Origin of the sequence: Enterobacter sp. WPR_3_1 (assembly GCF_003635055.1) — a bacterium.
GTDB lineage: Bacteria > Pseudomonadota > Gammaproteobacteria > Enterobacterales > Enterobacteriaceae > Enterobacter > Enterobacter ludwigii.
Map to the genome: position 1 here is coordinate 745887 of NZ_RBXU01000008.1, position 26835 is coordinate 772721.

Consider the following 26835-nt stretch of genomic DNA (forward strand, 5'->3'; position numbering starts at 1 on the left):
GACACGAAACCTAAACTACTCTGACTCTTCTTCCATCGGCCTTACGCCGACTTTGCGTACCGCGTTATCTTCTTTCTCGGCCACTGTCCAGATCATCCCGGCAAACTCGACCTGGTCACCGACAACGGGTGCTGCGCCAAGCAGTTGCTGGATAATTTCCCCCAGCGTTTGCTGCTTATCGCGATACTCCAGCCCTTCATCCAGACCGTAAATCAAGGCAACATCTGCAAATTTGGCGCTCGCTTCCAGAATAAAATCGCCGAAGAAACGCTGATCCAGCGCCACCGGTGGCGACTGGCTGAACAATTTACCCAGCGCGGGCAGGTCGCGCTCGCGGCCAATCACGCACAAAATATCCCCTTCACGCAGACGGGTGCTGCCGGTAGGGTGAAGCAGAACATTGTCGCGGAACAACGCGGCAATCCGCGTTTCGGCGGGCATATGCAGATCGCGCAGCGACGCGCCCACGCACCATTTGTCTTCGCTAAGCTGATACACAAACTGTTCCCACGGGTTTTCCGGATGAATATCCAGCCCCACCCGGGAGACGGGCCAGCCAACGGGGGGGATCACCACTTTTGCCTTTTTCGCCGCCCAGCCGAGTGACGTGCCCTGGAAGAGGAGTGAAATCAAAACAACGAAGAATGCGACGTTGAAGAACAGTCGGGCGTTATCCAGACCCGCCATCATCGGGAACACGGCAAGGATAATCGGCACCGCGCCGCGCAGACCCACCCAACTGATAAAGATACGCTCGCGCAGGTTAAAGCCGCGAAACGGCAGCAGGCCTGCAAACACCGACAGTGGACGGGCGAAGAAGATCATCCACGCCGACAGCATCAGCGCCGGCACGGCGATAGGCAGCAGGTCTGAAGGGGTAACCAGCAGGCCAAGCACCAGGAACATGCCAATCTGCGCCAGCCAGGCCAGTCCGTCGAAGTTCTGCAAAATGGCGTGACGGTTGCGAATAGGGCGGTTACCCATCAGGAAGCCGCAGAGGTAGACGGCAAGAATGCCGCTGCCATCCAGCGCGGTGGTGACGGCAAAAATCAGAATGCCCCCGCTCAGCGCCAGCAGAGGGTAAAGCCCGGCGGGAAGTGAAATCCGGTTGATCATCTGCTGCAGGAGATAGCCGCCGCCGAGGCCAAGAATAATCCCCAGACCAAACTGCTGCAGGATATGCCAGGCAAACATCCAGCTCAGCCCGCTTTCGTGCTGCTGGATCATCTCAATCAGCGTGATGGTGAGAAACACCGCCATGGGATCGTTACTGCCGGATTCAATCTCAAGCGTGGAGCCAACACGTTCGTTAAGCCCTTTACCGCCAAGCAGGGAAAAGACCGCCGCCGCATCGGTTGAACCGACAATAGCGCCAATCAGCAAGCCTTCCATGATATTGAGATGGAACAGCCAGGCGGCCATCATCCCGGTCAGGCCGGATGTGATTAATACGCCTACGGTCGCGAGCGACAGCGCTGGCCCTAAGGCGACGCGGAACGAGCTCGCCTGAGTGCGCATCCCGCCGTCCAGCAGGATCACTGCCAGCGCGAGGTTACTCACCATGTAGGCGAAAGGGTAGTTATCGAAAGGAATACCGCCGATGCCATCGATGCCAGCCAGCATGCCGATAGCAAGGAAAATAACGAGAATAGGTATGCCGAGACGCGATGAAAATGAACTTAATAATATACTACAGGTTACAAGCACAGAACCCAGAATGAAAAGGCTGATTATCGCTGCGGCATCCAATGTTGTCTTACTCCCACCTCAATGTTAACGCTGTTACTAAAACCCTAACATATTAACCACGGCAACAGCGTTTTATTAAGGGGTTTAACGGCTTTTTTATGCCTTTATGACCGGATGACCGCTTATTGTTAACCGACTGCCTGAATCATCATGTATCAGGGACGCATGTGCCCCCAGCGCAAGGGTTACGGTTTGTTGCTCATGGCCAAAATCCAGACCAGTGATAACCGGGATATCGAGACGGGAACGGATGAAATCAACCATCGTTTCAAGGGAGTAACCGGCGTCGTAATCATTGGGTGCCGCACCGCTAAAACTGCCCAGCACAATTGCTGACTGACGTTCAAGGATCCCGGCATGATAAAGCTGCAATAACATGCGCTCGACGCGGAACGGATGTTCGTTAATATCTTCCAGCACCAGAATACCGTCTTCGATGTCCGGCAGCCACGGCGTACCGATGAGCGAGACCAGCATTGCCAGGTTACCGCCCCAGAGTTGGCCTTCACAGGCCCAGTGCGGCCCCTGGCCTTGCCACGTTATGCTGTAGGTTGGGTTTCGCAGGGCGCGCCAGAAATGCTCAAGGGTAAACGCATCGAGCGCTGGCGCACCAAAATTTCCGGCCAGCATCGGGCCGCTGAAGGTAATGACGTTATGCAGCGCCAGCAGCCCAAGCTGGATCACCGTGAAGTCGCTGTGGCCGCATATCAGCAGCGGGTCCTGCTGTTGACGCTGTGCCAGACCTTGCCAGTCAATGCTCTCCAGTAACCGGCTCGCACCGTAGCCCCCCCGCACCGCAAGCACGATCCGATCCTCACCCTTCAGGTTCACCAGGCTGTTGATATCATTCAGTCTCTGGGCCTCGGTGCCGGCAAAACGCTGCTGGCGGCGAGGGATAATCGTCTGATTTTCTACCTGGTGGCCGAAGCCCAGTAAGCGCTGAACGCCCCGTTGTGCCGCGTCTTGATTGATGCAGTAGCCCGACGGTGCGATAAGATGAAACTGAGACATGGCAATTCCTTGCTGAATGAGAAACTAATTGTCTATATCATGCCGCTTATACGCTGCCCGCTTCAAGGGGCGGCGCACTGCGATGACCGGCTATAAGGATAGATGACGTGAAATTGAGATGGTTTGCTTTTTTGATTGTGTTGCTTGCGGGCTGTAGTTCCAGACATGACTATCAAAATCCGCCCTGGAACCCGGAAGTGCCGGTGAAACGGGCCATGCAGTGGATGCCGATCAGCGAGCAAGCCGGGAAGGCATGGGGCGTCAGTCCGCGTCTTATCACCGCGATTATTGCCGTTGAATCCGGCGGTAATCCCACGCTTGTCAGCAAATCAAACGCAGTGGGGCTGATGCAGCTTAAAGCGTCTACCGCAGGTAAAGAGGTCTACCGCTACATGGGCTGGAGCGGTCAGCCGTCGACCAGCGAGCTGAAGAACCCGGAGCGTAATATCTCCATGGGGACAGCCTATCTCAGCATTCTGGAGCATGGCGTACTGAAGGGCATCGACGACCCGGAAGTGATGCAATACGCGCTGGTGGTCTCTTACGTCAACGGGGCCGGGGCGCTGTTGCGAACCTTCTCCTCTGACCGTAAAGAGGCGATAGAAGAGATTAACGGCATGGACAAAGATGAATTCGTTGAACATGTGGCGAAAAATCATCCGGCACCACAGGCTCCGCGTTACATCTGGAAAGTACAGAAAGCGATGGATGCCATGTAATGCCGCAGGCGGGCGGCGGTCACGCTGCCCGTTTTCCTCACAGAACTTTATTCGCACGTTCCCGTGCTTCGCGCTCCAGTGCAAAGATAATGCGCTGCAGTTCGCGCTCTGAACCGGGTCCGACGTTCAGGAAGCGGAAACTCAAACGTGGCGTGGTAATCGTTTCGTTTTTGCTGTCCACCACCTTACGCTCGCTGATGGCAATCAACTGGGCATCAAAATAAAACCGTCCCCAGCCGGCCATATCCAGTTCAATTTGCGAGAATCGCATGCCTTCGACCAGTCCGTCAGGTTTCGGCGTATCCATCAGCGCGCCCATACCGCCCAGCGACAGGTCGAAGAGGCGGAAACGGAGCTCTTTTTTGTCCGGCATTTTAGCCTTACAAAAATAGGCAGGGTGAAGGGGGGCGCTGATGCGGAAATATTCCCGGCGCTGCACAAACCACAGGTTGGCAGGCAGCGGTGTGACAAAGGCGGGAAGACCCTGGTATTCGCTCATCTCAAGGCGCGGAAGCACAAATTCCACTTTTGCACCGTGGGTCTCTGCCATCACCGCGAGTTTCTCTGCTTTCAGTGCGGCGCGGTTTTCATACTCCTGACTGCCCAGATCGATAACCAGTCGCTCCTGCGAGACGTCGAGGATCTTGCTGATGAACTGATTGTTTGACCAGCTGATGCGCAGCGGCACTTCACCTTTTTGCAGGTCACGCAATACCCCTAATACAGCCAGCGGATTTTGCTTGAGGAACTGCTCACTGTAATTACTCACGCCGGATGGCTCCTTGATAGATGACAGACTGTCTTTGCGTTATCGGCACTGCACAATGAAACTTAATACAAACCGATGAGTTTTTTTTCAGATTGCAGAGAAGATAAGTCGGTGAGATGAAATTAGTTTTCCAGGGATGACCTATACTTAAGTTACCTGCGCAGAAGGTTTTCTGCGCATGCATTAAACCTGCAAGAGGGCATCGCTATGGGTATTATCGCCTGGATTATCTTTGGTCTAATTGCTGGCGCTATCGCTAAACTTATCATGCCGGGAAATGATGGCGGCGGCTTCATACTGACGTGTGTGCTCGGTGTCGTGGGGGCGGTTGTAGGCGGCTGGCTGGCGACGATGTTTGGCTTTGGTGGTAGCATCAGCGGTTTTGACCTGCACAGTTTCCTGGTGGCTGTCGTGGGTGCCATTGTGGTGCTGGGCATTTTCAGGTTACTGCGACGGGCATAACTTCACTAAAACGGCTCTCAAGGAGGGCCGTTTTTTTACGTGCATATTGATTTGCTAATCGAAATGATAATAATTGTCGTTCCTGATTACATTTAATCACAAGACGACTTTATGAACCCCTCTCGTTTCACGTTATGCGCGTTGGCAGGAGCCGTGACGCTGGCATTGCAGGTACAGGCGTTTGCCGAAGAATCAACCATCGTAGTCACGGACTCAGCGCAGGGCAGCGTACTGCCCGACTGGACGAACAGCGCAACCAAATCAGCCGTTGCCGAGAGTAAAACCCCGCAGGTGATCAATACCCTGTCGGCACAGGAAATCGATAAACGTCACGCGAACTCCGTGAATGAGATCCTGCGCTATGCACCGGGTGTGTCGACCGAGGTGCGCGGAAACACCTCCTACATGAGCGAATATAAAATTCGCGGATTTACCGTCGATCAGGAGTTCTACAACGGGCTGCAGTTGCCCTATAACGTTACCGGCAATACCAAAGCCCGCATCGATCCGCTGTTGGTTGAAAGCGTTGATATCCTCAAAGGTCCCTCATCGGTACTGTACGGCGGTGCCTCGCCGGGTGGGCTGGTGAATATTCAGAGTAAAAAACCGCAACAAGCCGCCCGGACCGAACTGGGCTTTAACACCGGCAACCGTAACCTGAAAGAGGGGTATCTGGATTCGACCGGGCAAATTGCCGATAGCGACTGGAACTACCGTCTGCTGGGGAAAGCGACGGAGAGTGACGATCAGCCGCACACCTCCCGGTATGAAAACTACCTGGTTGCGCCGTCTGTCACCTGGCAACCGGACAACAAAACGCGTCTCACCCTTGATGCGCTGGCGCAAAACTCCCCAAGCCTGACGCCGTCTAACCCGCTGCCGCTCGCCTGGCTGCGTTCGAAATATGCGGGCAAGCGAGATTATGCCGGCGACGAATGGAGCGGGTTTAAACAGCGCCAGTGGATGCTGGGTTACAGCTTTGAACATGAATTTGACAGCGGCTGGGGCTTTAACCAGAAGGCACGCTATTTTGACATCGATACCCACCAGCGCAGTATTTATGCAACCGGGCCGGGCAGTGAAGTCAACCAGCTTAACCGCTTTGCCTACACCACGGATGAAGATCTCCGGAGCGTCAACATTGATAATCAGGTGACCAAAACCGTTGCGCTGGGTGAGTGGAAACACCATCTGCTGGCCGGGTTTGATTACCAAAAGCTGAATTCCCACTTCCACTACCGCTATGCCTCGACAACACCGGGGATTGATATGCGCAATCCGGACTATTCACAGGTCCATGAGGATGCGCTGGGGCTGTATACCGCGCAGAAAAACCGTCTGAGCTATCAGCAGAATGGGTATTACCTGCAGGATCAGGTGGAGTTTGGCGGCTTAAATCTGTTGGGCAGCCTGCGCTATGATGATTATCGCTCCGTCACCACCGATTATCTGCATAACGGCGACAAGGCGTGGGTATCGCAGGATCGCGTTACCAAACGACTGGGCGCGCTCTACGCCTTCGACAACGGTCTCTCTCCGTTTATCAGCTATTCAGAAGGGTTTGCCCCGGTCTCGCCGCAGGGAACCCTGACGGCGAAAGAGGTCAAGCCGACCACCAGCAAGCAGGTGGAGGGCGGGGTGAAATATCTGCTGGCAGAGTACGCCACCACCTTTACCGCCTCGGTGTTTAGTATTCGCCAGAAGAATGTCGTCACCTCCGATCCCGGCTTCCTGAACTATCGTCAGACCGGCGAAGTGGAGTCTAAAGGGGCGGAGTTGTCTGTGATTGGCCGTCCGACAGACAATCTGAACCTGATGGCCAACTACGCATACACTCACGCCATCAATACGCAGGACGATAAGTATCAGGGCAAACGCCCTACGCAGGTGCCGGAAAATGCATTCAACCTGTGGGGGGATTACACCTTTGAGAATACGCCACTGAAAGGATTGATGCTGGGGGCCGGGGCGCGCTACACCGGGCCGATGGAGATTTCACCGGCGAACGACGCGGGTAAACTCGGTGGCACCACGCAGTACGATCTGGCGGCATCCTATCGGATGGGCGAAATTCTGCCTTCGCTTGAAGGGCTGACCCTGAAAGCGAGCGCGCAGAACATCACCAATAAAGAGACGTTGACCTGTTACGATGCGACCAACTGCTGGATTGGACGTGACCGAACCTATCAGTTAGGCGCGAGCTACAGCTTCTGACGCCCTGTTAAACCCCGTAAGACGGCCCATTCACCCTCTCCTGGTGGGAGAGGGTGAGGGAATGCGGCCGCTTTATTGCGCCGTACTTTTCGCCGGCGCGACAGCATCGTTTGCCGCCGGCTGATTCTCCGGCACGCTGTCGCACGGTTTCTCTTTCGGACACACCAGATCCAGCATTTTCAGCGTCACGCCGTTGCTCCAGCCGAAGCCATCCTGCAGCGGATATTCGCCGCCGCCGCCCCCTGTACCGGTACTCGAAACGTCGTACTTCTCTACCAGCTTCTGTTCGCGGTCATAGGTATGCTGAACATTTTTCAGGAAGCGCCAGGTCACATCCATTGCCACCTTATCCTGCCCGTAATTCTGCAACCCCTCTGTCGCCACCCACTGCAACGGTGCCCAGCCGTTAGGTGCATCCCACTGCTGGCCGCTGTTGATGGTGGTGGTGGAAATGCCGCCCGGTTTGAGCAGGCGTGACGATGCCGCTGCAGCGACCTTATCAGCGCGATCCTGCGAAGCCGCCTTCACATAGAGCGGATAAAGTGCGGCTGCCGTAAGCTGATTACGCACCTTTTTGCTCTTAAGATCGTAATCCGCGTACCAGCCCTCTTTATCATTCCACAGATGGCTCTCGATCGCTTTCTGACGCGCGGTCGCCAGCGCGTCATACTTGCTGGCAGCGGAGGTATCGCCGGATGCCTGGCTTGCCCTGGCCAGCAGTTTTTCCATCTTAAACATCAGGGCGTTAAGATCGACAGGCACAATGCTGGTGGTGCGGATCGTGCCCAGTTTTTGCGGATCGTCCATCCAGCGGGAGCTAAAGTCCCACCCCGAGGCGGCCGCTGAGCGTAAATCGCGGTAGATCTCCGTGGCCGGTCGGTTAGGATTGCTTTTAGCGGTGGTAATATCATCGAGCCAGGATTCAGGACGCGGCGTATCGCGGTCATCCCAGTAGCGGTTGAGCACTGAGCCATCGTCCAGCTTCACCACACGTTTGTTGGCTTGTCCGGCCTGCAGCGTGTCGGCCCCCTCCATCCAGTAGGCGTACTCTTTCTCCATTTGCGGACGGTATTTCTTCAGCGCATCGCTGTCATGGGTCGCCAGCAACTCGACCATCAGCGCGAAGAACGGAGGCTGGGAGCGGCTCAGGTAGTAGCTGCGGTTGCCGTTCGGGATATGTCCCCAGCTGTCCAGCTCGTAAGCGAAGTTGTCGACCATATCGCTGATTTTGTCCCAGTGGCCACTCTCAGCCAGCCCTAACATGGTGAAATAACTGTCCCAGTAGTAGACCTCGCGAAAACGTCCGCCAGGCACGACATAGGGTTTAGGCAGCGGCAGAAGGGAATCCCACTTATTACTCGCTTTATCGGTGGTGCGGGTCAGTACGGGCCAGAGGTCATCAATGTGTGCACGCAAACTTTGCCCGGCAGGCGGAACGTATTTTTCACCCTCCGCTGGCAGCGTAAAGTTCATTTCCACAAAGTGCTTCAGATCGAAGCCAGACTGAGTGCGCTGCATCCGATAATCCGCCAGAATCATCAGCGGATCGCTTTTCGGCACGGCGTCAGCAAAGGTCTTTTGATCGGGAAACAGTTTGGCACTTTGCACATCATTAAAGAGAGGACCAAGTAAAATATCGGGGGAGCTTGTCTGGGTGGTGAGGTGTTCTTCCGCATAACCCCATGTTGTCACACCGAGTAACGCGCCGCCCAAAGCCAGGTGCAAAAGAGCAGGGCGTAGTGTACGAGGTCTTATCATCGGTTCATCTCCTGTATTCGCTGAGCAGCGTTGCCGCTGTTATCAATCACCTGAAAACCTTAGACGAATATTGGCCGCTTCGCGTGTCGAATATCCCATTTTGCGCATAACCAGACAATTTACCGTCTGGTTATGCGCCGGAAGGAATTGGGAGAATTTGCTATCTCGATGAAAGGTAATTCTTTTTTATGATAAATAATTATATTGCTTTTAATTTAATCAATGGGCGCAAATCATGGCGCGATAATAAAATGCGCGGAGTGATCTTTTATTCCGTAATAGCGCAAGGCTCTCCCTTAGCACGCCCCATAATTAAATCGCGAAAGCGACTGGCAAAAAATACGCAGCGCTAACGCCTGGCTCAGACCTCTTCCGGGGTCTGGCTGGTCTCGCGCAATGTGCCCGGCGCATGCCCAATAATGCGCTTAAATGCCCGACTGAACGCGGCCAGTGAACCGTACCCCAGACGCAACGCGACGGTTTCAATGGGCTGATTTTCGTGGCGGATGTACTGAATGGCCAGCCGCATCCTCAGTTCGCTGAGATATTTTGCCGGTGTGGTTCCCGTGGCCGCCAGAAAACGTTCAGCAAACACGGAGCGGGAAGTGCCCGCTTCTTTCGCCAGATCCGCCACGCTCCAGTTCAGGCCTGGCTGCTGATGCATGGCGTAAATGGCCCGGCTCAAACGCGGGTCGCGCAATACCTGCACCCAGCCGGTAGCTTTGCCGCAGCCTCCTTCAACCCAGCCACGCACGATCAACGCGGCCACCACGTCGGCAAGTCGCGCGAGGATCCCGGCGAATCCGGCCTGGCGGGTCATTGATTCCCGCTCCATCGCTGCCAGCAGCGGATGAATTTCCGGCCATGTGGACATCAGCCGGCTCACCATCATCACTTCCGGCATCGCCTTGATCAGCGGCTGCATCCCGCCCAGTTCAAAATCCATGCATCCACTGAAGATGATGGTGTTCTCGCTTTCCGGACACGGCTCACAGGTGATCGCACAGACCGAACCGCAGATAGGCTCGCTGGGGAATGCACTGACCGGGGTAATGCTGGCGTGCTCGTCAGAGAGCAGGGCATGGGCGTTGCCGTTTGGGATAAAAAGGGCGTCGCCGCCATTCAGCGTGAAGGTGGCGCCACTCTCCATACGCAAAAGGGCGCTACCGTGGCTGACAAAATGGAACTGGGCTTTGCCGGGCGCCTGGTGAAACGCCACGCCAAACGGCGCGCTGGCCTCAATCCGACGGTATTTCACGCCCGACAGGCGCATGCCGCGCAAAAGTTCGCTGATCAAATCGGGTGACTGAGCGGTCATGTCGCAACTCCGGACGAATAATCAATAAGTGGAGATTATATGTCATAGATCGTCCAGGGTGAACCCACTATGCTTTTGCGACAGTTGTCACATTTTTATAACGGGAGAACAACAGATGAATTCATGTGTCGTGGCGAGAGAGGCGGTCACGCCTGCAAAACCCGCCTGGCGAGCCGTCTACTCACTGGGGCTCGGCGTATTCGGCCTGATCACAGCAGAATTCCTGCCCGCCAGTTTGCTGACGCCGATGGCCGCGAGTCTGGGGGTGTCCGAGGGGATGGCCGGACAAGCGGTGACGGCCACTGCGCTGGTGGCGCTGGTCACCGGGTTGCTCATCACGCCGGCCACCAAAAATATCGACCGTCGCTGGGTATTGATGTTCTTCTCGGTGCTGCAGATCATCTCCAGCCTGCTGGTGGCCTTTGCGCCCACGCTGCACGTCCTGCTGATGGGCCGGCTGTTGTTGGGTGTGGCGATCGGGGGATTCTGGGCGATGTCGACCGCCACGGCGATGCGCCTGGTGCCCGCCGATAAAGTGCCGAAAGCGCTGGCGGTGATCTTCTCCAGCGTCTCGATTGCGACGGTGGTGGCGGCGCCGCTGGGAAGCTATCTGGGTAGCCTGATTGGCTGGCGTAACGTCTTTATTCTCTGCATTCTGCCGAGCATGCTGGCGCTGCTGTGGCAGCTCTGGGTACTGCCGTCCATGAAGCCGGAAAGCAGCGGCAGCCTGAGTACGCTGTTCCGCGTGCTGCGTCGTCCGGGGATGATTGGCGGCATGCTGGCGACCATTCTTATCTTCAGCGGCCACTTTGCCTTCTTTACCTACCTGCGTCCGTTCCTTGAAACGGTGGGGCAGGCGAGCGTGGAGAGCATCTCGCTGATCCTGCTGGGCTTTGGGATTGCCAACTTCATCGGCACCTCCGTCGCCGGGCATCTGCTGGCGCGTAACCTGCGCCTGACGCTGGCACTGGTACCGTTCGCGATGGGCGTGCTTGCTCTCACCATGGTGGCGTTTGGTCATCTGGCGATGCTGGACGGGTTACTGGTCGCGCTGTGGGGCTTTGCGTTTGGTCTGGTACCGGTGGGCTGGTCAACGTGGCTTGCCACCACCGTGCCGGATGAAGCCGAAAGTGCGGGTGGTCTGCTGGTGGCCTCTATCCAGCTGGCGATAAGCGCCGGTGCGGCAGTGGGCGGGGCGGTATTCGACCTCAACGGTGCCAGCGGCGTCTTCGCGGGCAGCGGTTTCCTGCTGGTGACGGCCATGGTAATTGTATTTATGGGCGTGAAAGTCAAAGCAGAGTGACGAACGCGTGCCCGGTCAGCGAAAGGCTACCGGGCAGCGACACCCACTCAGAGTGGGAACGGGGGGAAGGTTACAACCCTTTCTTATCCATCAGCACCGCCAGATCCACCAGACGGTTTGAGAATCCCCACTCGTTGTCATACCACGCCAGGATCTTCACCATTTTGCCGCCAATCACGAGGGTGGAGAGCCCGTCGATAATTGACGAGCGCGGGTCGCCCTGATAATCACTGGAAACCAGCGGTTCATCGCTGTAACCCAGAATGCCTTTCAGGGGGCCACTGGCAGCGGCTTTCCGGAAGGCGTCATTCACCTCCTCGGCGGTAACGTCACGGCTCAGGGTTACCGTCAAATCCACAATCGACACCACCGGAACCGGCACGCGCAGGGAATACCCGGTCAGTTTACCGTCAAGTGAGGGGATCACTTTCCCCAGCGCTTTCGCCGCACCGCTGGAGTAAGGCACAATCGACAGCGCTGCCGCACGTGCACCGCGCAGATCCTTCTCTGGCTGATCGTGCAGTGCCTGACTGTTGGTATAAGCGTGCGTGGTGTTCATCAGGCCATGCTCAATACCGAACTGCTGATGCAGAACCTGAGCGGCGGGGGCCAGGCCATTGGTCGTACAACTGCCGTTACTCACTACGTAATGCTGAGCCGGATCGTACTGTTCATGGTTGACACCCATGACCACCGTCAGGTCATCGTTTTTGCCGGGGGCGGAGATGATGACGCGCTTAGCCCCACCGTGCGTGATATGCACGGCTGCTTTTTCCCGTTCCGTAAAGAAGCCTGTGGCTTCTATAACCACGTCAACGCCGGCATCACGCCACGCGATATTCGCCGGATCGCGTTCGCTAAAGACGACGATCCGCTGGCCATCGACCTGCAGTGCCCCGTCTGCGGCTTCAACGGGAGCCGGCAGCGTGCCGAGAAGGGAATCATGTTTGAGCAGATGGGCGAGGGTTTTGCTGTCCGTCAGATCGTTAATTGCCACAATCTGCACATCCGGGTTACCCAGCGCCGCGCGCAGGAAATTACGTCCGATACGGCCGAAACCGTTAATGCCGACCTTAACCATAGTGCACTCCTTATCTCTGTTGTCTGGAGTCACTGTAGGCGTCAGGCCGGATGGCGTAAACGACAAAAAAGGATCACATTATGCCATTTTGCGACAGTGGAAGCGCTGACGATACTCGCCAGGCGTGAGGTGGAGTTGTTTCTCAAAGACGCGACGCAAATTGATGCTGCTGCCAAACCCGCTCTGCTCAGCAATGCGTTCGAGAGGGTTGCTGGTCTGTTCAAGCAGTTGCCGGGCGGCGGCAAGGCGTGCTTCAGTGACATAACGCGCCGGAGAGGCGCCTGTTTCACGGGTGAACACGCGGGTGAAATTGCGCGGGCTCATCGCCGCTTTGTGCGCCAGATTTTCCACGCACAGGTCAGCGGTCAGGTTCTCCAGGATCCAGGTTTGCAGGTCGCTTATCGGGCCGGAGGTGCCGGGCTGCTGAAGATTATAGCGACTGAACTGCAGCTGCCCGCCGGGGCGGCGCAGATACATCACCATATCCTGCGCCACCTCGCGAGCGAGGGTAAAACCGTAATCGTCTTCCACCAGCGCCAGGGTCAAATCAAACCCGGAGCTAACCCCACCGGAGGTCCAGATGGGACCGTCCTGAATATACAGCGGGCCACCTTCCACATGGATGGCCGGGTACTGGGTTTGCAGGGTCTCCAGCAGCCGCCAGTGGGTGGTCGCCCGGCGTCCATCAAGCAGGCCGGTCTGGGCCAGCAGCATCGCGCCGCCGCAAATGGAGGCTATCCGCCGCGCGTGTGGCGCAGCCAGGTGCAGCCAGTCCACCACCGCCGTGCTCTCCTGCTCGTTCATTCCGCGGCCGGTGATAATAATCGTATCAAGCGGTTCACGCGGATCCAGCTCCGGCAGGCGATAATCCGCCAGCAGATTCAGGCCGGACTGGCCGTGGATCACCTGGTGAGGCTGGGTGGTGGCGATGATAATGCGGTAACAGGGATGGGCTAGGCCTTCCGGATGCAGCCGGTTCGCCTGCATCAGAATGTCTGCGATACCGGCGGCTTCAAACAGCATGCCGCCGTCAGGGACGATAATCAGGATCTTCTTCATGTCCTGAAAAGTACCTTTATTGCAAAATAAGTCAAGCTGCGAACGAGAGGGAGATCTCGCGCTGCCCGCGTTTCTGGCAAAGCAAAGCGATATAAGTTCTTTGTTATTTCAGGCGTTTTCCCCGATCGTCAGGGCATTCTCTCTGGCGAAACGGCGTCTGAAGGCATGGGTAAACAAAGCTCCCTCTATTTACATCCGCAACAACGCGATCAAATTCACCACCTCGCCTCGGGGTTTTTGTGGCGAAGCGAACTGCCCACGTGGATCGTCATCATCACCCTTTACAGTGGCTGGTTTGCCACGCTGGCGTACTGGAAAACGCTGGGATTGCTGCCCGCTACGCTGCTGCTCATCGGATTTACCACCTGGTATATGTCACTCCAGCATGAACTGATCCACGGCCATCCCACGCGTTTTGCCTGGCTTAACGCGCTGTTTGGCACGCTTCCGCTGGCGGTGTGGTATCCGTATGGTCTGTACCGGGACTCTCATCTTGCCCATCATCGCCACGATAGCCTGACGATCCCGGTGGATGACCCGGAGTCGTACTATTTTACCGAGGAGAGCTGGGCACGCTTTTCGCCCTGGCACAAGCGCGTGATCCATGCACGGAATACCTTCTGCGGCCGGCTGTTGCTGGCACCGCTGCTGGATATCCTGCAGACGCTGGCCAGCGCCGTGACGGCGTTTCGCCATCTTCACCTGCGCGCAATGGCAATGTGGCTTGTCCACGCGTCGCTGCTGGCAGCGCTGTTTGCCTGGATGATGCACAACGGTTTCTCGCCCGTCTGGTTTGTGCTGGCGGTAAGTTATCCGGCGCTGGCGCTGACCAAAGTGCGCTCCTTCTATGAACATCGCGCGGCGGATGATCCGCTGGCGCGTTCTGTCATCAACGAAGCAGGGCTGTTCTGGCGGGTGCTGTTTTTAAATCTTAACTACCATTCAGTCCATCACGATTTACCGGGTGTTCCGTGGTATGGGCTAAAAAGCGTCTATCTGCAAAACCGGGCGGCGTACCAGAAGCGTAACCATGGTTTTCTGGTCAGGGGTTATAGTGAATGGATGCGACAGTTCTGGAGGCGGGCGGTCAACGTCACCGCTCACCCAGGGCGTCAACACGAGGGAAGTCATGAGTAACCCGCTGGCGTTTCCGATGTATGCCATCAATCGCGCCGACACGGATGCCCTCTGGCGAGCGGTACAGCACCTGCTTGCCGAACGCGGCGTGCCGGTGAGCGAGGGCGTACCCGATGATTCTCTGCTGGCCCACTGGCAGCAGCCCGGGCTTGTCCTCAGCCAGACCTGCGGCTACCCGCTGATGACGCAATTGCCGGACGTACAGGTCGTGGGCTGTTTTCACTACCAGGCGCCGGGCTGCGAAGCGTTTTATTACCGTAGCCTTCTGGTGACGCGCGCCCAGAAGCGTACCCGGACACTGGCTGATTTTCGCGGCCGATGGGCGGTATGCAATTCTGCGGATTCGCAGTCCGGTTATCACGCGCTGCGAAAAAAAGTGGCGCCACTTGCACCCGATGGCCATTATTTTGCCCGGACGACCTTTAGCGGCAGCCATCGCCAGTCGCTGATTGATCTAAAAGAGGGTAAGGGCGATATCGCCGCTATCGACTGCGTGACGTACGCGCTACTGCAGCGTCATGAACCGGCGTTGCTCGACGGGCTGGCGGCGATCGACAGTACTCCCCTGACACCCGGGTTACCGCTGATTACCGCGCACAACACATCCCCTGAAACGCTTAACGCTCTCCGTGATGCGCTGAACACGCTGGTGAATGCCCCGCAATACCGGGACGTTTGCAAGGCGGTGCTGATCGGCGGGTTCAGTGTGGTGACGCGTCAGTCTTATTCGGTGTTGCTCGACTGACGCGTTATCACATGACCTCACTCAATGCCGTTGTTCTCTGCAAGATAAAGCGCCTGCGCGTCGCTGAAACAGCGCAGTGCCAGTGAGGAGACGGGGGCCTGTCGACGCATGATCAGGCCGATCGGGGCTTCGATGTTCGAGTCGGTTATGGGGGTTATCCGGAAGTGGCTGTTCAGGTTCTCCAGCCCGTTGTTCAGCGGCATCACGGCACAGCAGACGCCGCTTTGTACCGCCTGAATGATCTGGAAAGTGGAATCGCTTTCGAAGACAGACTCGGGATTAATGCCGGCAGATTTAAAGCTCACCTCCATATGCTCGCGATAATGCATCCCCTTGGTCAGAAACCCCAGCGGAAATGCCATCAGTTCCTGCCAGGTCAGCGTCTCCTGATCCAGCTGGAAGTGGCGGATATCGTGCAGCAAACCCATTTCGGTTTTTGGCAGCTGGATAATATCAAACGGACGGGTGTCGATGCTGTTCAGGTAGCAAATCCCCAGTTCAAGCTGATTCCGGCTGACGCCGTCGGCAATTTGTTGCGAGGACATTGAGTAGAGGCTGTAGGTCAGCTCCGGGTATTTTTGCGTCAGCTGGCGGATAAAGATCATCGGATCCACGCTGGCCAGCGGCACCATTCCCAGACGCAATTCACCCACCACTTGCCCTTTGCACAGCGAGGCTTCGGCCTGCAGGCCGTCGTGAGCGGCCAGCACCGCGCGCGCCCATGCCAGAATGCGTTCGCCTTCGGGCGTAAAGCCTTCAAAACGTTGCCCGCGAGTAATCAGCACCAGCCCCAGCTCCTCTTCCAGGCTGCGAATACGCATGGAGAGGGTCGGCTGGGTGATGTTGCACTGCGAGGCTGCTTTACCAAAATGCCGGGTCTGATCGAGTGCGATTAAGTACTTTAACTGTTTTATATCCATCGTATTTCTCTGCGCGGAAAGCCTTACAGCATGCGGATCTCTTTCGAACGCAGGATGAGGCGGACCGGAACCGATTTATAAGACGGCGTACCGCTGTCCTTATCCAGATAATCAAGCGGAACCAGTACGTTGGCCTCCGGGTAGTAGGCTCCGACGGAACCCGGCGCAATGCTGTAGGCCACAACGGTAATGTCTTCCAGACGCTGAACGCTCCCCGGCAGGGCGGTTTCGATATCCACGCGATCGCCATGCTCCAGGCCTGACTGCGCCATATCGTCTTCATTCATAAACAGCACATCGCGACGGCCAAAGACGCCGCGGTAGCGGTCATCAAGGGCGTAAATGGTGGTGTTGTACTGGTCGTGGCTGCGCAGCGTGATCAGGCGCAGCACATTATCGCCTTCACCACTGGCGTTCTCATTGACGCCGTCGAAAACCGAAAACATCGCTTTGCCCGTCGCCGTTGGCCAGATACGTTCTGTGGGCGGCAGCGGCATGCGAAAACCACCGGGAATGCGGATCCGTTCATTGTAATTCTCGAAGCCCGGAATGGTCTGCTCAATCAGGTTGCGGATACGGTCATAATCCTCAACCAGCGTCATCCAGTCCACGCGGGTCTCCCGCAGGGTGGCTTGCGCCATTCCGGCGACAATGGCCGGCTCAGCGCGCAGGCGCGGAGAGGCGGGTTTCAGCTTGCCGGAAGAGGCATGCACCATCGACATCGAGTCTTCCACGGTAATGGACTGGCGTCCGGTGGCCTGGACATCCAGCTCGGTACGACCGAGGCACGGCAAAATAAAGGTCTCTTTCCCCACCAGCAAATGGGTGCGGTTGAGCTTGGTACCGATGTGAACGCTCAAATCCAGCGCATTCATTGCCGGAAAACCGTTCTCGTGATCGGGCATCGCCACCGCAAAATTTCCCCCCAGACAGATCAGCGCTTTTGCACGTCCGTCGATCATGGCCTGCGTTGCCTGCACCGCATCATGGCCGTGGTGAGCAGGGGGCTCAAAACCGAATACCTCCTTCAGGCGGTTGAGAAATGCCGGTGTCGGTTTCTCGCTTATGCCCACGGTGCGGTTACCCTGAACGTTCGAGTGGCCGCGCAGAGGGCATATCCCCGCGCCGGGTTTGCCAATGTTACCGCGCAGCAGCAACAGATCAGCGATCAGGCGGACATTCGCGGTGCCTTTATTATGCTGGGTGATGCCCATCCCGTAGGTGATGATGGTGGCATTCGATTTTGCGTAGGCCTCGGCCACGGATTTGAGCGCTGCCCGGCTCAACCCGGATTCACGCTCAATGGCCTCCCAGTCGGTTTGCGCAATATCCGCAGTAAACGCCTCAACGCCCAGGGTGTGTTCAGCAATAAAGGCGCGATCGAGCACGTTTCCGCGTTCGTTCTCCATCTCCAGCAGGTGTTTTGCGATCCCTTTTAACGCAGCGGCATCGCCCCCGGCTTTCACCTGGAAATAGGTGGAGGCGATATCGGTAGAGCTGTAGGTTGCCATCTCAATAACGCTTTGCGGATCCGCGAAACGTTCCAGCGCGCGCTCGCGCAGGGGATTAAAAACGATAATCGGTACGTTGCGGCGAGCCAGCTCATGCAGCGTGCCCATCATCCGCGGATGGTTGGTCCCAGGGTTATGACCAATGGAGATAACCAGCTCCGTTTTATCGAAATCATCAAGTGAGACGGTCCCTTTCCCGATACCAATGGAACGGGGTAAACCGACGCTGGTGGCTTCATGGCACATATTCGAGCAGTCGGGGAAGTTATTGGTACCGTACTCGCGGGCGAACAGCTGGAACAGATACGCTGCTTCGTTCGAGGCTCTGCCGGAGGTATAAAATTCGACCTGGTCAGGCTCAAGCCCGCGCAGCACCTCACCGATACGCTGGAAAGCGTCGTCCCATTCCACTGGCTGGAAGGTATCACTTGCCCGGTCATAGCGCAGGGGATGGGTGAGACGACCGTAACCTTCCAGCTCAAAATCAGATTTAGCCAGCAGCGAGGACACGCTGTTTTTGGCGAGAAAATCCGTGGTGACGCGTTTATTGGTGGCTTCCCAGGTGACGGCTTTCGCCCCGTTCTCACAGAACTGGAACGTGGATTTGTGTTCTTTATCGGGCCACGCACAGCCAGGGCAGTCAAAACCGTCAGGCTGGTTTGTGCGCAGCAGGGTTGCGGGGGCATCCAGCGTATCCATTTGGGTACGTACCGCAATGGCCGTCGCCTTTAACGCCCCCCAGCCACCGGCTGGGCCGTCATAGTGCCTGATACCGGGAACTGAGCGTCTTTTCTTATTCATACCAACTCCTGACTTGTGCGGTCATGACATCACCTGCGCCCATAAACCACCGGGTTCGCCAATAAGCGAAAACAATGATGGCGTCTGTTACCAGAGGCCAGGGCAAAGTTAAGTGCATTGAATTTAATGGCGATATTTTACAGTGGTTTACATGCTAATCGGTGTAAACTTTTAAAGAAATTATAACGAAATTTTATCATTTTTATAATAAATCTTATCTATCACCTGTTCACTCTGCGCTATGGCGAAAGCGAAGCGATGATGAAGTCAGCGTTAAATTTCAGATGAAGGTGGCTGAAGGGCAGGGCGACGAAGACCCCTGCAGGCAGGAGGAATCGGTGCAAATTAATCGTCGCTTTAACCAGGAATATGTAGCTGTGCTTAATTGTTAATATCGGAAAATTACCAGATTAAATCCGAAAGGGAGATTAAAAGACAAACTTATTTTGAGGTGTAAAATTAACTTTTCTCAGTTTCCCTGAAACAATTTCATATATTGAGACAGGTCTGGCTGAAATTGAAAGTTACTTCGATAATGCAACAAATAATTCATATTGGATATATTTTCTTCGCCCTCATAAAGCCAGATTCTACTAATTATGGTAGTAGCAGTAATAGGGTTATTGCGTTAATGAAAGTGATTCTCTTTTGTGGAATTTCATTTTAAATCAGATGGATATGTGATTTTGGCTTGAGGGGGATAGACGATTTTAGCTAAATCGTATTTTTTTCTCAGATTAATCCTATAATGTCTCGAGTGCTTCATTAACCATCAGTTATGAAGCGGTAAATATTGAATTGGTGGCAAGCTCATGTAAACTTGCTTACCGTTTGTCAAAATATGTCAGGAAGACGCTGGGCCTTATTCTGAAGGGCTCGTGCGGTAGCTATGCCCTTAAATAGTAACGCCCCGAAAATATACTGACTATTTTAACAATAGCACCTAAGTCAAACTTCATCCCCTTTATCTCCATCATCGAAATATCGCTACGGAAAAGCATATGAAAATGCGCGTACTGTTTTCACTTCTGTTTGTAATGGCGGTGGCGGGCTGTAAAGCGCCGCAGAAACCTGTGATCAACGACGACACGATCGTGACCAGCCAGGTCAATGGCGTCACGTTAACCCACCGTCATGCTGTTTTACCTCCAGCAGAGTTTACTCAGCTCAATGAGCCGTATCGTGCCATGTATCCGGCCTCGCTGATGAGCCGTCCTGACTTCGGCGGAAAGGTTATCCGTACCCTGGAAACCGGTAAAACGTATGTGGTCCTGGGTCAGGTTGAGCACTACTGGATGGCGCTTGCCGATGAGGGAAATGATCAGCTGATTGGCTACGTCCCGATGCGTGCAGTGATCAAAGCCGATCAGTACGAAGCGACCGTCCGTAAGCAGGCCCAGCGTGCGAAAGTGCGTAAGAAGGCAACCTGTGTTGATGTGGACGGTAACAGCAAAGCCTGCAAAGACAGCGCTAACGGTACCTGGATCCTGAACTAAACCGCGTCCCTGAGCGTATTTTTATGAATAATAAAAATTTTCATTGGTTGTGGTCCGTCTTTTACGCGGCGATTTTCGCCCTTGTCAGTGGTTGTACGTCGTCTTCACACAGCGACCCTTCCCGCTACAATCTGCAGTTTCAGGCTCATCCACAAATCAATGAATCTGCGCCGCTAAAAGTCAGAGTGCTGTTGCTGAAATCCGATGCGGATTTCATGTCCAGCGACTTCTATTCCCTGCAGAACAACGCGTCAGCCACGCTTGGCGCGAATCTGCTGAACAGCGATGTTTTCTTCCTGATGCCGGGTCAGCTCTCGAAAACCCTGAGTGGACAGAGCTCTCCCGACGCCCGCTATATTGGTGTGATGGCGGAATATCAGATGCTGGATGGCAAAAAATGGCGCGTTTCACTCCCTCTGCCTGTGCCAGGCGAAAACCATATCTACCAGTTCTGGAAATGGTCAGCGGATGAACTCCAGGCCAACGTTTTTCTCGACGTGAATGGCATCCGGGTCATCAGCCAGTAACGCGCTTCATAACAGGAATTACATCATCATGACGAAAGCAGAAAAGGTCGTCTGGACCGAAGGCATGTTCCTGCGCCCACACCATTTTCAGCGGACTGAAAGCTATCTGCTCAACCACGTTCGTGAATGGGGTGCGCTGCAGCGTTCATACCTTTGGGGCTTTCTCGACGTTGAGCTGGACGAAGCGATGCTGCGCCAGGGATGCATTGCCCTGAGCTACTGCAGCGGACTGCTGCCTGACGGAACCTTTTTCCAGGTGCGCAACGGCCGCAATGGTCCGGTGCCGCTGAAAATCCCTGACAATCTCACCAATGAAAAGGTGGTGCTCGCCCTGCCGGTTCGCCGTGGAGAGAGAGAAGAGGTGATCTTCAGTGACGAGCCGGCCTCGCTGGCGCGCTTCATCGCCTTTGAGCAAGAGGTGGAAGACGACAACGCTATGTCGGTAGGCGATGCCACCGTGCAGTTTGGCCGCCTGCGTCTGACCCTGATGCTGGAAAAAGATGTAACGGCAGAGTGGACCGCTATCGGCGTGGCGTTTGTGACCGAGAAACGCAACGATAACCACGTGCGTCTCGATAGCAGCTACATTCCGCCGATGCTGAACGCCAATAACAGCCCGCAGATCTACAGCATGATTAACGATCTGCACGGCTTACTGGTGCAGCGCAGCCAGCAAATTGGCGGTCGTCTGCGCCAGCCTGGCCGCTTTAATACCTCGGAACTGATTGAATTCACGCTGCTCTCACTGGTGAACCGCCATCTGGGCGAGGTTTCACATTTAAAAACGCTTCCGCTGCTGCATCCGGAAACACTCTGGCGCAGCTGGCTGCCGTTTGCGACCGAGCTCGCCACCTGGGCGTCTCAGCGTACCGCTGAAAGCGTGTTGCCAATTTACGATCACGACGACCTCGCGGGTTGCTTCAGCAAACTGATGATGCTGCTGCGTCAGGGGCTGTCTCTGGTGATGGAAGACCATGCCATTCAGCTGCCGCTTAACGAGCGTTCCCACGGTCTGAACATCGCGACCGTGCCGGAAACCAGCATGGTGCGTGAGTTCGGTTTCGTGCTGGCGGTCAAAGCCAACGTGCCGGGCGAACACCTGCAAACCCATTTCCCTGCCCAGATGAAAGTGGCGCCGGTCTCGAAAATTCGCGATCTGGTTCAGCTGCAACTGCCTGGTATTATGCTGCGCGCCATGCCGGTCGCACCGCCGCAGATCCCCTGGCATGCAGGCTACAGCTACTTCGAGCTGGAGAAGGGGAGCGAGCTGTGGCACGAGATGGATAAGTCCGGCGCTTTCGCCCTGCATCTCGCAGGCGAGTTCCCGGGACTTGATATGGAGTTTTGGGCCATCCGTAGCCCGAATGAATAATAAAGCGAGCGCTTAATATGCAGGAACGACAGGATACCGGCAGTGATGCCGCGTTTACCGGAGCCAGTAGCAACAATCAGCTGGTGGCGGCCGCCAATCCGCTGCTCAATGCGATTCCGCAAATCCGTCATTCGGTATCACATGACGATCAGGTGGCGTTGCGCCAGCGCCTGATCGATGAGATCCGCCGGTTCGAAGTGCGCTGTCAGCAGGCCGGTCTGGCCTATGAGGTGATCGTCGGGGCACGTTACTGCCTGTGTACGGCACTTGATGAGGCCGCCGCGCTTACCCCCTGGGGCAGCAGCGGCGTCTGGTCCAGCAATGGTCTGCTGGTGACGTTTCATAACGAAACCTGGGGCGGCGAAAAGTTCTTCCAGCTGCTGGCGCGTCTGTCGCAAAACCCGCGCGAACATATTCTGCTGCTGGAGATGATCAACTACTGCCTGCTGCTCGGCTTCGAGGGGCGCTATCGGGTGCTGGATAATGGCCGCACCCAGCTTGAAACCATCAAGCAACGGCTGTGGCAGATGATTCGCGGCGTGCGTGGCAGTTACCCGCCACAGCTCTCTCCGCATCCGGAAGATCGTCCGGTACTGCGCAAGCTATGGCGACCCATGGTACCTCTGTGGGCCTGTGTGGCGCTGGCCGGGTTTATCGCCTGCCTGTTCTATATCGTGCTTAACTGGCGGCTTGGCGATAGCACCAACCCGGTATTAGCAAAAATTTATCAGTCACAGCTTCCCGAAACGACTATCCAGCAACCTGCCCGCCAGCTGCCTGCGGTGCTGAACCTGCGTGGTTTCCTGAAGCCGGAAATTGAAGCCGGTCTGGTTGCGGTAAAAGATGAAGCGGACCGTAGCGTGGTGATCCTGAAAGGGGACGGCCTGTTTGCTTCCGCCTCAACCGTGGTACGTGACCGTTATGAGCCGGTGATAAACCGTATTGCACAGGCCATGAATAACGTCAGCGGTAAAATTCTGGTGGTGGGCTACAGCGACAACGTGCCAATTCGCAGCGCGCGCTTTGCCTCTAACTATGAACTGTCGCTGGAACGTGCCCGGTCAGTTCAGAAAATGCTGCAGGGAAGCCTCTCTCAACCTGAACGTGTGAAAGCGGAAGGCCGCGGCGAGATTAATCCAGTGGCACCTAACAAAACGCCGGAAAACCGTGCCCGTAACCGCCGGGTGGAAATTACTCTGCTGGTGTCGCCTGAAAATACCCAGGCTGAGCTGAACGGATTGCCGCAAGGAAACTAAGGATGCTGACTACTCTTCTTTCCATTTTGACCAATCGCATTCTGTGGAGCTTCCTGGGCGTCACTGCGCTTGCGGCGGTTATCTGGATGATTGGCCCATTGTTGTCCATCGTGGACACCCGACCGCTTGAATCTGAACAGAACCGCATCATCAGTATTGCGGTGGTTTATCTGCTCTGGGCGCAGGGCCACATTCTGCCGCGGCTGTACAATGCCTGGCTGAACCGCAAGCTGATGGACAAACTCAATGAGAACACCACCAGCCCGGAAGCAGCGGATCCGCAGAAGCGACTGAACAGCGAGGAGCAGATCCTCGCCAGCCGTTTTGACGAAGCCGCACAGATGCTGAAAAAAGCGCACTTCAGCAAAGCGGGACAGGGTGCCCAGTGGACGCAGCGCTTTAGCACGCAATATCTGTATCAACTGCCGTGGTACGTGATCATCGGCGCACCGGGCAGCGGTAAAACCACGGCGCTGGTCAACTCCGGGCTGCAATTCCCGCTGGCCGACCGCTTCGGTAAGACCGCGCTGCGCGGGATCGGCGGCACGCGTAACTGCGACTGGTGGTTCACCAACGAGGCCGTACTGCTGGACACCGCGGGTCGCTATACCACCCAGGAGAGCGAACAGGTTCAGGACGCCGGTGAATGGCTTGAGTTTATGGGGTTATTGCGTAAGTATCGCCGTCGCCAGCCGATCAACGGTGTGATTATTACCATCAGCATTTCTGATCTGCTGACGCTCTCGCCTGAAGCGTCACGCCAGCAGGCGGTCAACCTGCGCCAGCGTCTCTCTGAGCTGCATGAGCAGCTGGGTATTCGCTTCCCGGTGTATGTCATGGTGACCAAAGCTGACCTGCTTAAAGGCTTCCGTGCCTGGTTTGCCGATTACGACAAAGCGCAGCGCGACCAGATCTGGGGCTTCACGCTGCCGTGGGAGCAAACCAAACACGCTGATTACGACCTGATGGGTAACTTCCAGCAGGAATTTTCCCTCTTACAGCAGCGCCTGGATGCCGGACTGCCGGAAACCCTGCTGCAGGAGCATGACGCAAAAGCGCGCGCGGAAGCGTATCTCTTTCCGCAGGAGTTTGCCGCACTGCGTCCGCTGCTGGCTGACTACCTGAGCACGGTCTTTGCCCGCTCTAACTTTGAAACCGAATTCTCCCCGCGCGGGATCTATTTCGCCAGTGGTACCCAGGAAGGTATGCCGTTTGACCGGGTGATGGGCGAACTTAACCGTGCGCTCTCCTTGCCGGAAGGTGAAGAGGGAAATCGCTGGGATTCCGTCAGCAAAGAGGCCCCGATTCCGGGGGCGAAAGGGCAGAGCTTCTTCATCAAGAACCTGCTGCAAAACGTCATTTTCCAGGAAGCCGGCATCGCCGGGGAAAACCGCTGGTGGGAACTGCGTAACCGCGCCGTCATTTGGTCCGGCTATGCGGCGCTGCTGGCCCTGCTGGTGATCCTTGGTGGACTGTGGCTGACCAGCTATGCCAGGAACAAGGCTTATCTGGAAGAGGTGGACGCAAAGGTGCCGCTGCTGGATCAGCAGAGCAAGGCGCTGCAGAATCAGCCTCAGCGCGATCTGTTTGACCTTCTGCCCTTGCTGAATGGCCTGGTCGATCTGCCGAAAAGTGACGCGTTTGATGTTAACGATCCGCCTGTTTCACGCCGTATGGGGCTCTATCGTGGGGATGACGTCAGCGATGCATCGCAGTCTCTGTACCAGAAAGCGCTGGACCAGATGCTGCTCCCTGCCGTGGCGATGCATATCACCACCTGGCTGCGCAACGATAACGGCAGCGATGTGGAATACAGCTATGAAGCGCTGAAGGCCTACCAGATGCTCTATCAGCCGAAGCACTATGACGGCAAATTCCTGCACTCCTGGGTAATGCTCAATCTGCAGCGCAACCTGCCGCAGAACGTGACTCAGGCGCAGCTTCAGCAGCTTGAGTGGCATCTGACTCAGCTGCTTGAGCCGAAAATTCAGGCCTCGCCGTACGCGCAGGATGAATCCCTGGTCGCGCGTGAAAGGGCGCTAATCAACCAGCAGCCACTTTCCACCCGGGTGTATGGTCGTCTGAAGCGTCTGCTGGAGCATGATGAAAACCTGAAACCGGTATCGCTCTCCGACCTGGGCGGTCCGCAGAGCGAGCTGGTGTTTTCACGCAAAAGCGGCAAGCCGGTGAGTGAAGGCGTACCGGGTCTTTATACCCCGGACGGTTACTGGAAAAGCTTCAACGGCCAGATTGACAGCGTCACCACTGCCCTGCATGAAGACGATGCGTGGGTGCTGGGGGCGACCTCAGCCCAGGAAGATAAACAGCAGATCGATAACGCCGTGCGCCAGCTCTACATGCGCGACTTTATCGCCAACTGGGATCGCTTCCTCGCCGACATTCAGCTTAATAACAGCGCCGATCTCTCCCAGCGCATCAATACCGCGCGTCTGCTCTCCGGGGCAAACTCGCCGCTGCGCCGTCTGGTGCTGAACCTGAGCCAGGTCCTGACGCTTTCACGTAATGCGCCAGCCCCGGATGATGCCGGTAAAGCGCAAGCGCAAAGCAACCGTGCCACCCGCACGCTCGAAGCGTTATTCAGTAATAATGACAATGCCCCGACGCAAGCCGCGGTGGTCACTCAGGCACCTGAACAGCTGGTAACCGATCACTATGCTCCAATGATTGAGCTGGCGCAGCCGCTGGAGAAAGGCGGGAAGACCATCGTCTTTGATGATTTTCTCAAGCAGGTTGATGAACTTTACCGCTACCTGACTGCCGTTCAGGACGCGGCCAACAGCGGCATGCCTGCTCCGGGAGGCGAGGCGATTAGCCGTCTGCAGGCCAGTGCCGGTCGTCTGCCGGGCGGTCTGCAAACCATGTTCAGCAATATGGCGGTGGGGGCCAGCAGTGATACCCAGCGTCGCGACCTCGAAAACGTGCGTAAGCGGATTAACGTCGAAGTCGGTGGTTTCTGCCGTCAGGCAATCGCTGGCCGTTACCCGCTGGTGCGCAGCGCCAGTACGGAGGTCACGCCGGACGATCTCGCGCGCATGTTTGCGCCAGGCACCGGGCTGATGGACACCTTCTTTCGTGACAACCTGACCAATAAAGTCGATACCACGCAGGCGAACTGGCGCTTTATGCCGGGCATTGATGGAAAAACGCTGCCGGGAAGTGAAGGTCTCCTGAGACCGTTCCAGCAGGCCCAGTCCATTCGCGATGCTTTCTTTGCTAACGGTGCCACCACGCCATCTTACAAAGTGACGGTGCGCACCGTCAGAATGGATAACACGATCCTTAACCTGACGCTGGATGTTGACGGTCAACTGCTGCGCTACAGCCACGGTCCACAGGCTGTGCAGATCATGAACTGGCCGGGGCCGGGCGGGACTAACCAGGTGCGTATGCAGCTGGGTCTGGCTAACGGCAGCACGGCTACGCTGGTGACGAACGGTTCCTGGGCGCTGAACCGCTTTTTCGATAAAGCGCGTACCAGCCCGGGGGCGGGAAGTCTGAGTCGCCAGGCCACCTTCAACGTAGACGGACATCAGGTTACGCTGGAATTTGCGCCAAACAGTATTCGTAACCCGTTCCAGCTTCCCCGTTTCTCATGCCCATAACCGC

General features: G+C 56.2%; 20 protein-coding genes. 11 read left to right on the plus strand and 9 right to left on the minus strand.

Annotated elements, in window-relative coordinates:
• Positions 1-15 precede the first annotated feature (15 nt).
• Together BJ887_RS05330 and ldcA are read right to left on the minus strand one after the other, a co-directional pair.
• Entirely contained in the window at positions 16-1749 is a 1734-nt protein-coding gene (locus BJ887_RS05330) for a potassium/proton antiporter (protein ID WP_014170573.1), read from the minus strand.
• Between the two features lie 96 nt (positions 1750-1845).
• Entirely contained in the window at positions 1846-2760 is a 915-nt protein-coding gene (gene ldcA, locus BJ887_RS05335) for a muramoyltetrapeptide carboxypeptidase (RefSeq protein WP_014170572.1), read from the minus strand.
• Positions 2761-2867: 107 nt separating this feature from the next.
• On the opposite strand from ldcA, the gene emtA reads away from it, so the two are divergent.
• Positions 2868-3479 carry a membrane-bound lytic murein transglycosylase EmtA gene (gene emtA, locus BJ887_RS05340; protein ID WP_014170571.1) on the plus strand — a complete coding sequence of 204 codons (612 nt, stop codon included), beginning with the start codon at positions 2868-2870 and terminating at the stop codon, positions 3477-3479.
• Positions 3480-3516: 37 nt separating this feature from the next.
• Here the strand turns inward: emtA and BJ887_RS05345 are convergent, their stop codons facing one another.
• Positions 3517-4248 (minus strand): flagellar brake protein, encoded by a 732-nt coding sequence (locus tag BJ887_RS05345; RefSeq protein ID WP_020883443.1) that lies wholly within the window; start codon positions 4246-4248, stop codon positions 3517-3519.
• Between the two features lie 207 nt (positions 4249-4455).
• Here BJ887_RS05345 and BJ887_RS05350 point away from each other — a divergent pair, with 207 nt between their 5' ends.
• A complete protein-coding gene (locus tag BJ887_RS05350) occupies positions 4456-4710 on the plus strand; it encodes a GlsB/YeaQ/YmgE family stress response membrane protein (protein WP_010432765.1) in 255 nt (84 codons plus the stop codon).
• 111 nt (positions 4711-4821) lie between these two features.
• Positions 4822-6924, plus strand: coding sequence for a TonB-dependent siderophore receptor (locus BJ887_RS05355; RefSeq protein WP_121339473.1), 2103 nt, complete (start codon positions 4822-4824; stop codon positions 6922-6924).
• Positions 6925-6996: 72 nt separating this feature from the next.
• Here the strand turns inward: BJ887_RS05355 and BJ887_RS05360 are convergent, their stop codons facing one another.
• Together BJ887_RS05360 and BJ887_RS05365 are read right to left on the minus strand one after the other, a co-directional pair.
• Positions 6997-8682 carry an alpha,alpha-trehalase gene (locus BJ887_RS05360; RefSeq protein ID WP_121339475.1) on the minus strand — a complete coding sequence of 562 codons (1686 nt, stop codon included), beginning with the start codon at positions 8680-8682 and terminating at the stop codon, positions 6997-6999.
• A 361-nt stretch (positions 8683-9043) separates the two neighbouring features.
• The gene (locus BJ887_RS05365) at positions 9044-10000 is read right to left on the minus strand and encodes an AraC family transcriptional regulator (RefSeq protein WP_063156550.1); all 957 of its coding nucleotides are present in this window, start codon (positions 9998-10000) and stop codon (positions 9044-9046) included.
• A gap of 115 nt (positions 10001-10115) precedes the next feature.
• Here BJ887_RS05365 and BJ887_RS05370 point away from each other — a divergent pair, with 115 nt between their 5' ends.
• Positions 10116-11303, plus strand: a complete 1188-nt coding sequence (locus BJ887_RS05370; RefSeq protein WP_032678410.1) for an MFS transporter — start codon at positions 10116-10118, stop codon at positions 11301-11303.
• A gap of 70 nt (positions 11304-11373) precedes the next feature.
• On the opposite strand, the gene gap is transcribed toward BJ887_RS05370, so the two are convergent.
• Complete coding sequence (gene gap / locus BJ887_RS05375; RefSeq protein WP_040017756.1) at positions 11374-12384, minus strand: type I glyceraldehyde-3-phosphate dehydrogenase; 1011 nt, start codon at positions 12382-12384, stop codon at positions 11374-11376.
• 78 nt (positions 12385-12462) lie between these two features.
• The gene (locus tag BJ887_RS05380; RefSeq protein ID WP_121339477.1) at positions 12463-13443 is read right to left on the minus strand and encodes a GlxA family transcriptional regulator; all 981 of its coding nucleotides are present in this window, start codon (positions 13441-13443) and stop codon (positions 12463-12465) included.
• A gap of 165 nt (positions 13444-13608) precedes the next feature.
• Between BJ887_RS05380 and BJ887_RS05385 the strand changes: the two genes are divergently transcribed.
• The gene (locus BJ887_RS05385; RefSeq protein ID WP_121339479.1) at positions 13609-14580 is read left to right on the plus strand and encodes a fatty acid desaturase; all 972 of its coding nucleotides are present in this window, start codon (positions 13609-13611) and stop codon (positions 14578-14580) included.
• Positions 14573-15325 (plus strand): phosphate/phosphite/phosphonate ABC transporter substrate-binding protein, encoded by a 753-nt coding sequence (locus tag BJ887_RS05390; RefSeq protein ID WP_063215232.1) that lies wholly within the window; start codon positions 14573-14575, stop codon positions 15323-15325. The genes BJ887_RS05385 and BJ887_RS05390 overlap by 8 nt, the downstream gene beginning before the upstream one ends.
• 17 nt (positions 15326-15342) lie before the next feature.
• On the opposite strand, the gene BJ887_RS05395 is transcribed toward BJ887_RS05390, so the two are convergent.
• On the minus strand, positions 15343-16245 hold the full coding sequence (locus BJ887_RS05395; RefSeq protein ID WP_063924850.1) for a LysR family transcriptional regulator: 903 nt from the start codon (positions 16243-16245) through the stop codon (positions 15343-15345).
• Between the two features lie 23 nt (positions 16246-16268).
• Positions 16269-18557 (minus strand): FdhF/YdeP family oxidoreductase, encoded by a 2289-nt coding sequence (locus tag BJ887_RS05400; RefSeq protein WP_121339481.1) that lies wholly within the window; start codon positions 18555-18557, stop codon positions 16269-16271.
• A gap of 1001 nt (positions 18558-19558) precedes the next feature.
• Between BJ887_RS05400 and BJ887_RS05405 the strand changes: the two genes are divergently transcribed.
• Genes BJ887_RS05405 through tssM form a run of 5 tightly spaced genes read left to right on the plus strand, consistent with a single transcriptional unit; the run spans position 19559 to position 26831 of the window.
• On the plus strand, positions 19559-20053 hold the full coding sequence (locus BJ887_RS05405) for a hypothetical protein (protein WP_014170557.1): 495 nt from the start codon (positions 19559-19561) through the stop codon (positions 20051-20053).
• A 23-nt stretch (positions 20054-20076) separates the two neighbouring features.
• Positions 20077-20580: a type VI secretion system lipoprotein TssJ gene (tssJ, locus tag BJ887_RS05410; protein WP_014170556.1), complete on the plus strand. Its 504-nt coding sequence runs from the start codon at positions 20077-20079 to the stop codon at positions 20578-20580.
• 28 nt (positions 20581-20608) lie between these two features.
• Complete coding sequence (gene tssK / locus BJ887_RS05415; protein ID WP_121339483.1) at positions 20609-21952, plus strand: type VI secretion system baseplate subunit TssK; 1344 nt, start codon at positions 20609-20611, stop codon at positions 21950-21952.
• Between the two features lie 17 nt (positions 21953-21969).
• Positions 21970-23208: a DotU family type VI secretion system protein gene (locus tag BJ887_RS05420; protein WP_121339485.1), complete on the plus strand. Its 1239-nt coding sequence runs from the start codon at positions 21970-21972 to the stop codon at positions 23206-23208.
• Positions 23209-23210: 2 nt separating this feature from the next.
• On the plus strand, positions 23211-26831 hold the full coding sequence (gene tssM / locus BJ887_RS05425; protein WP_047356837.1) for a type VI secretion system membrane subunit TssM: 3621 nt from the start codon (positions 23211-23213) through the stop codon (positions 26829-26831).
• Positions 26832-26835 lie beyond the last annotated feature (4 nt).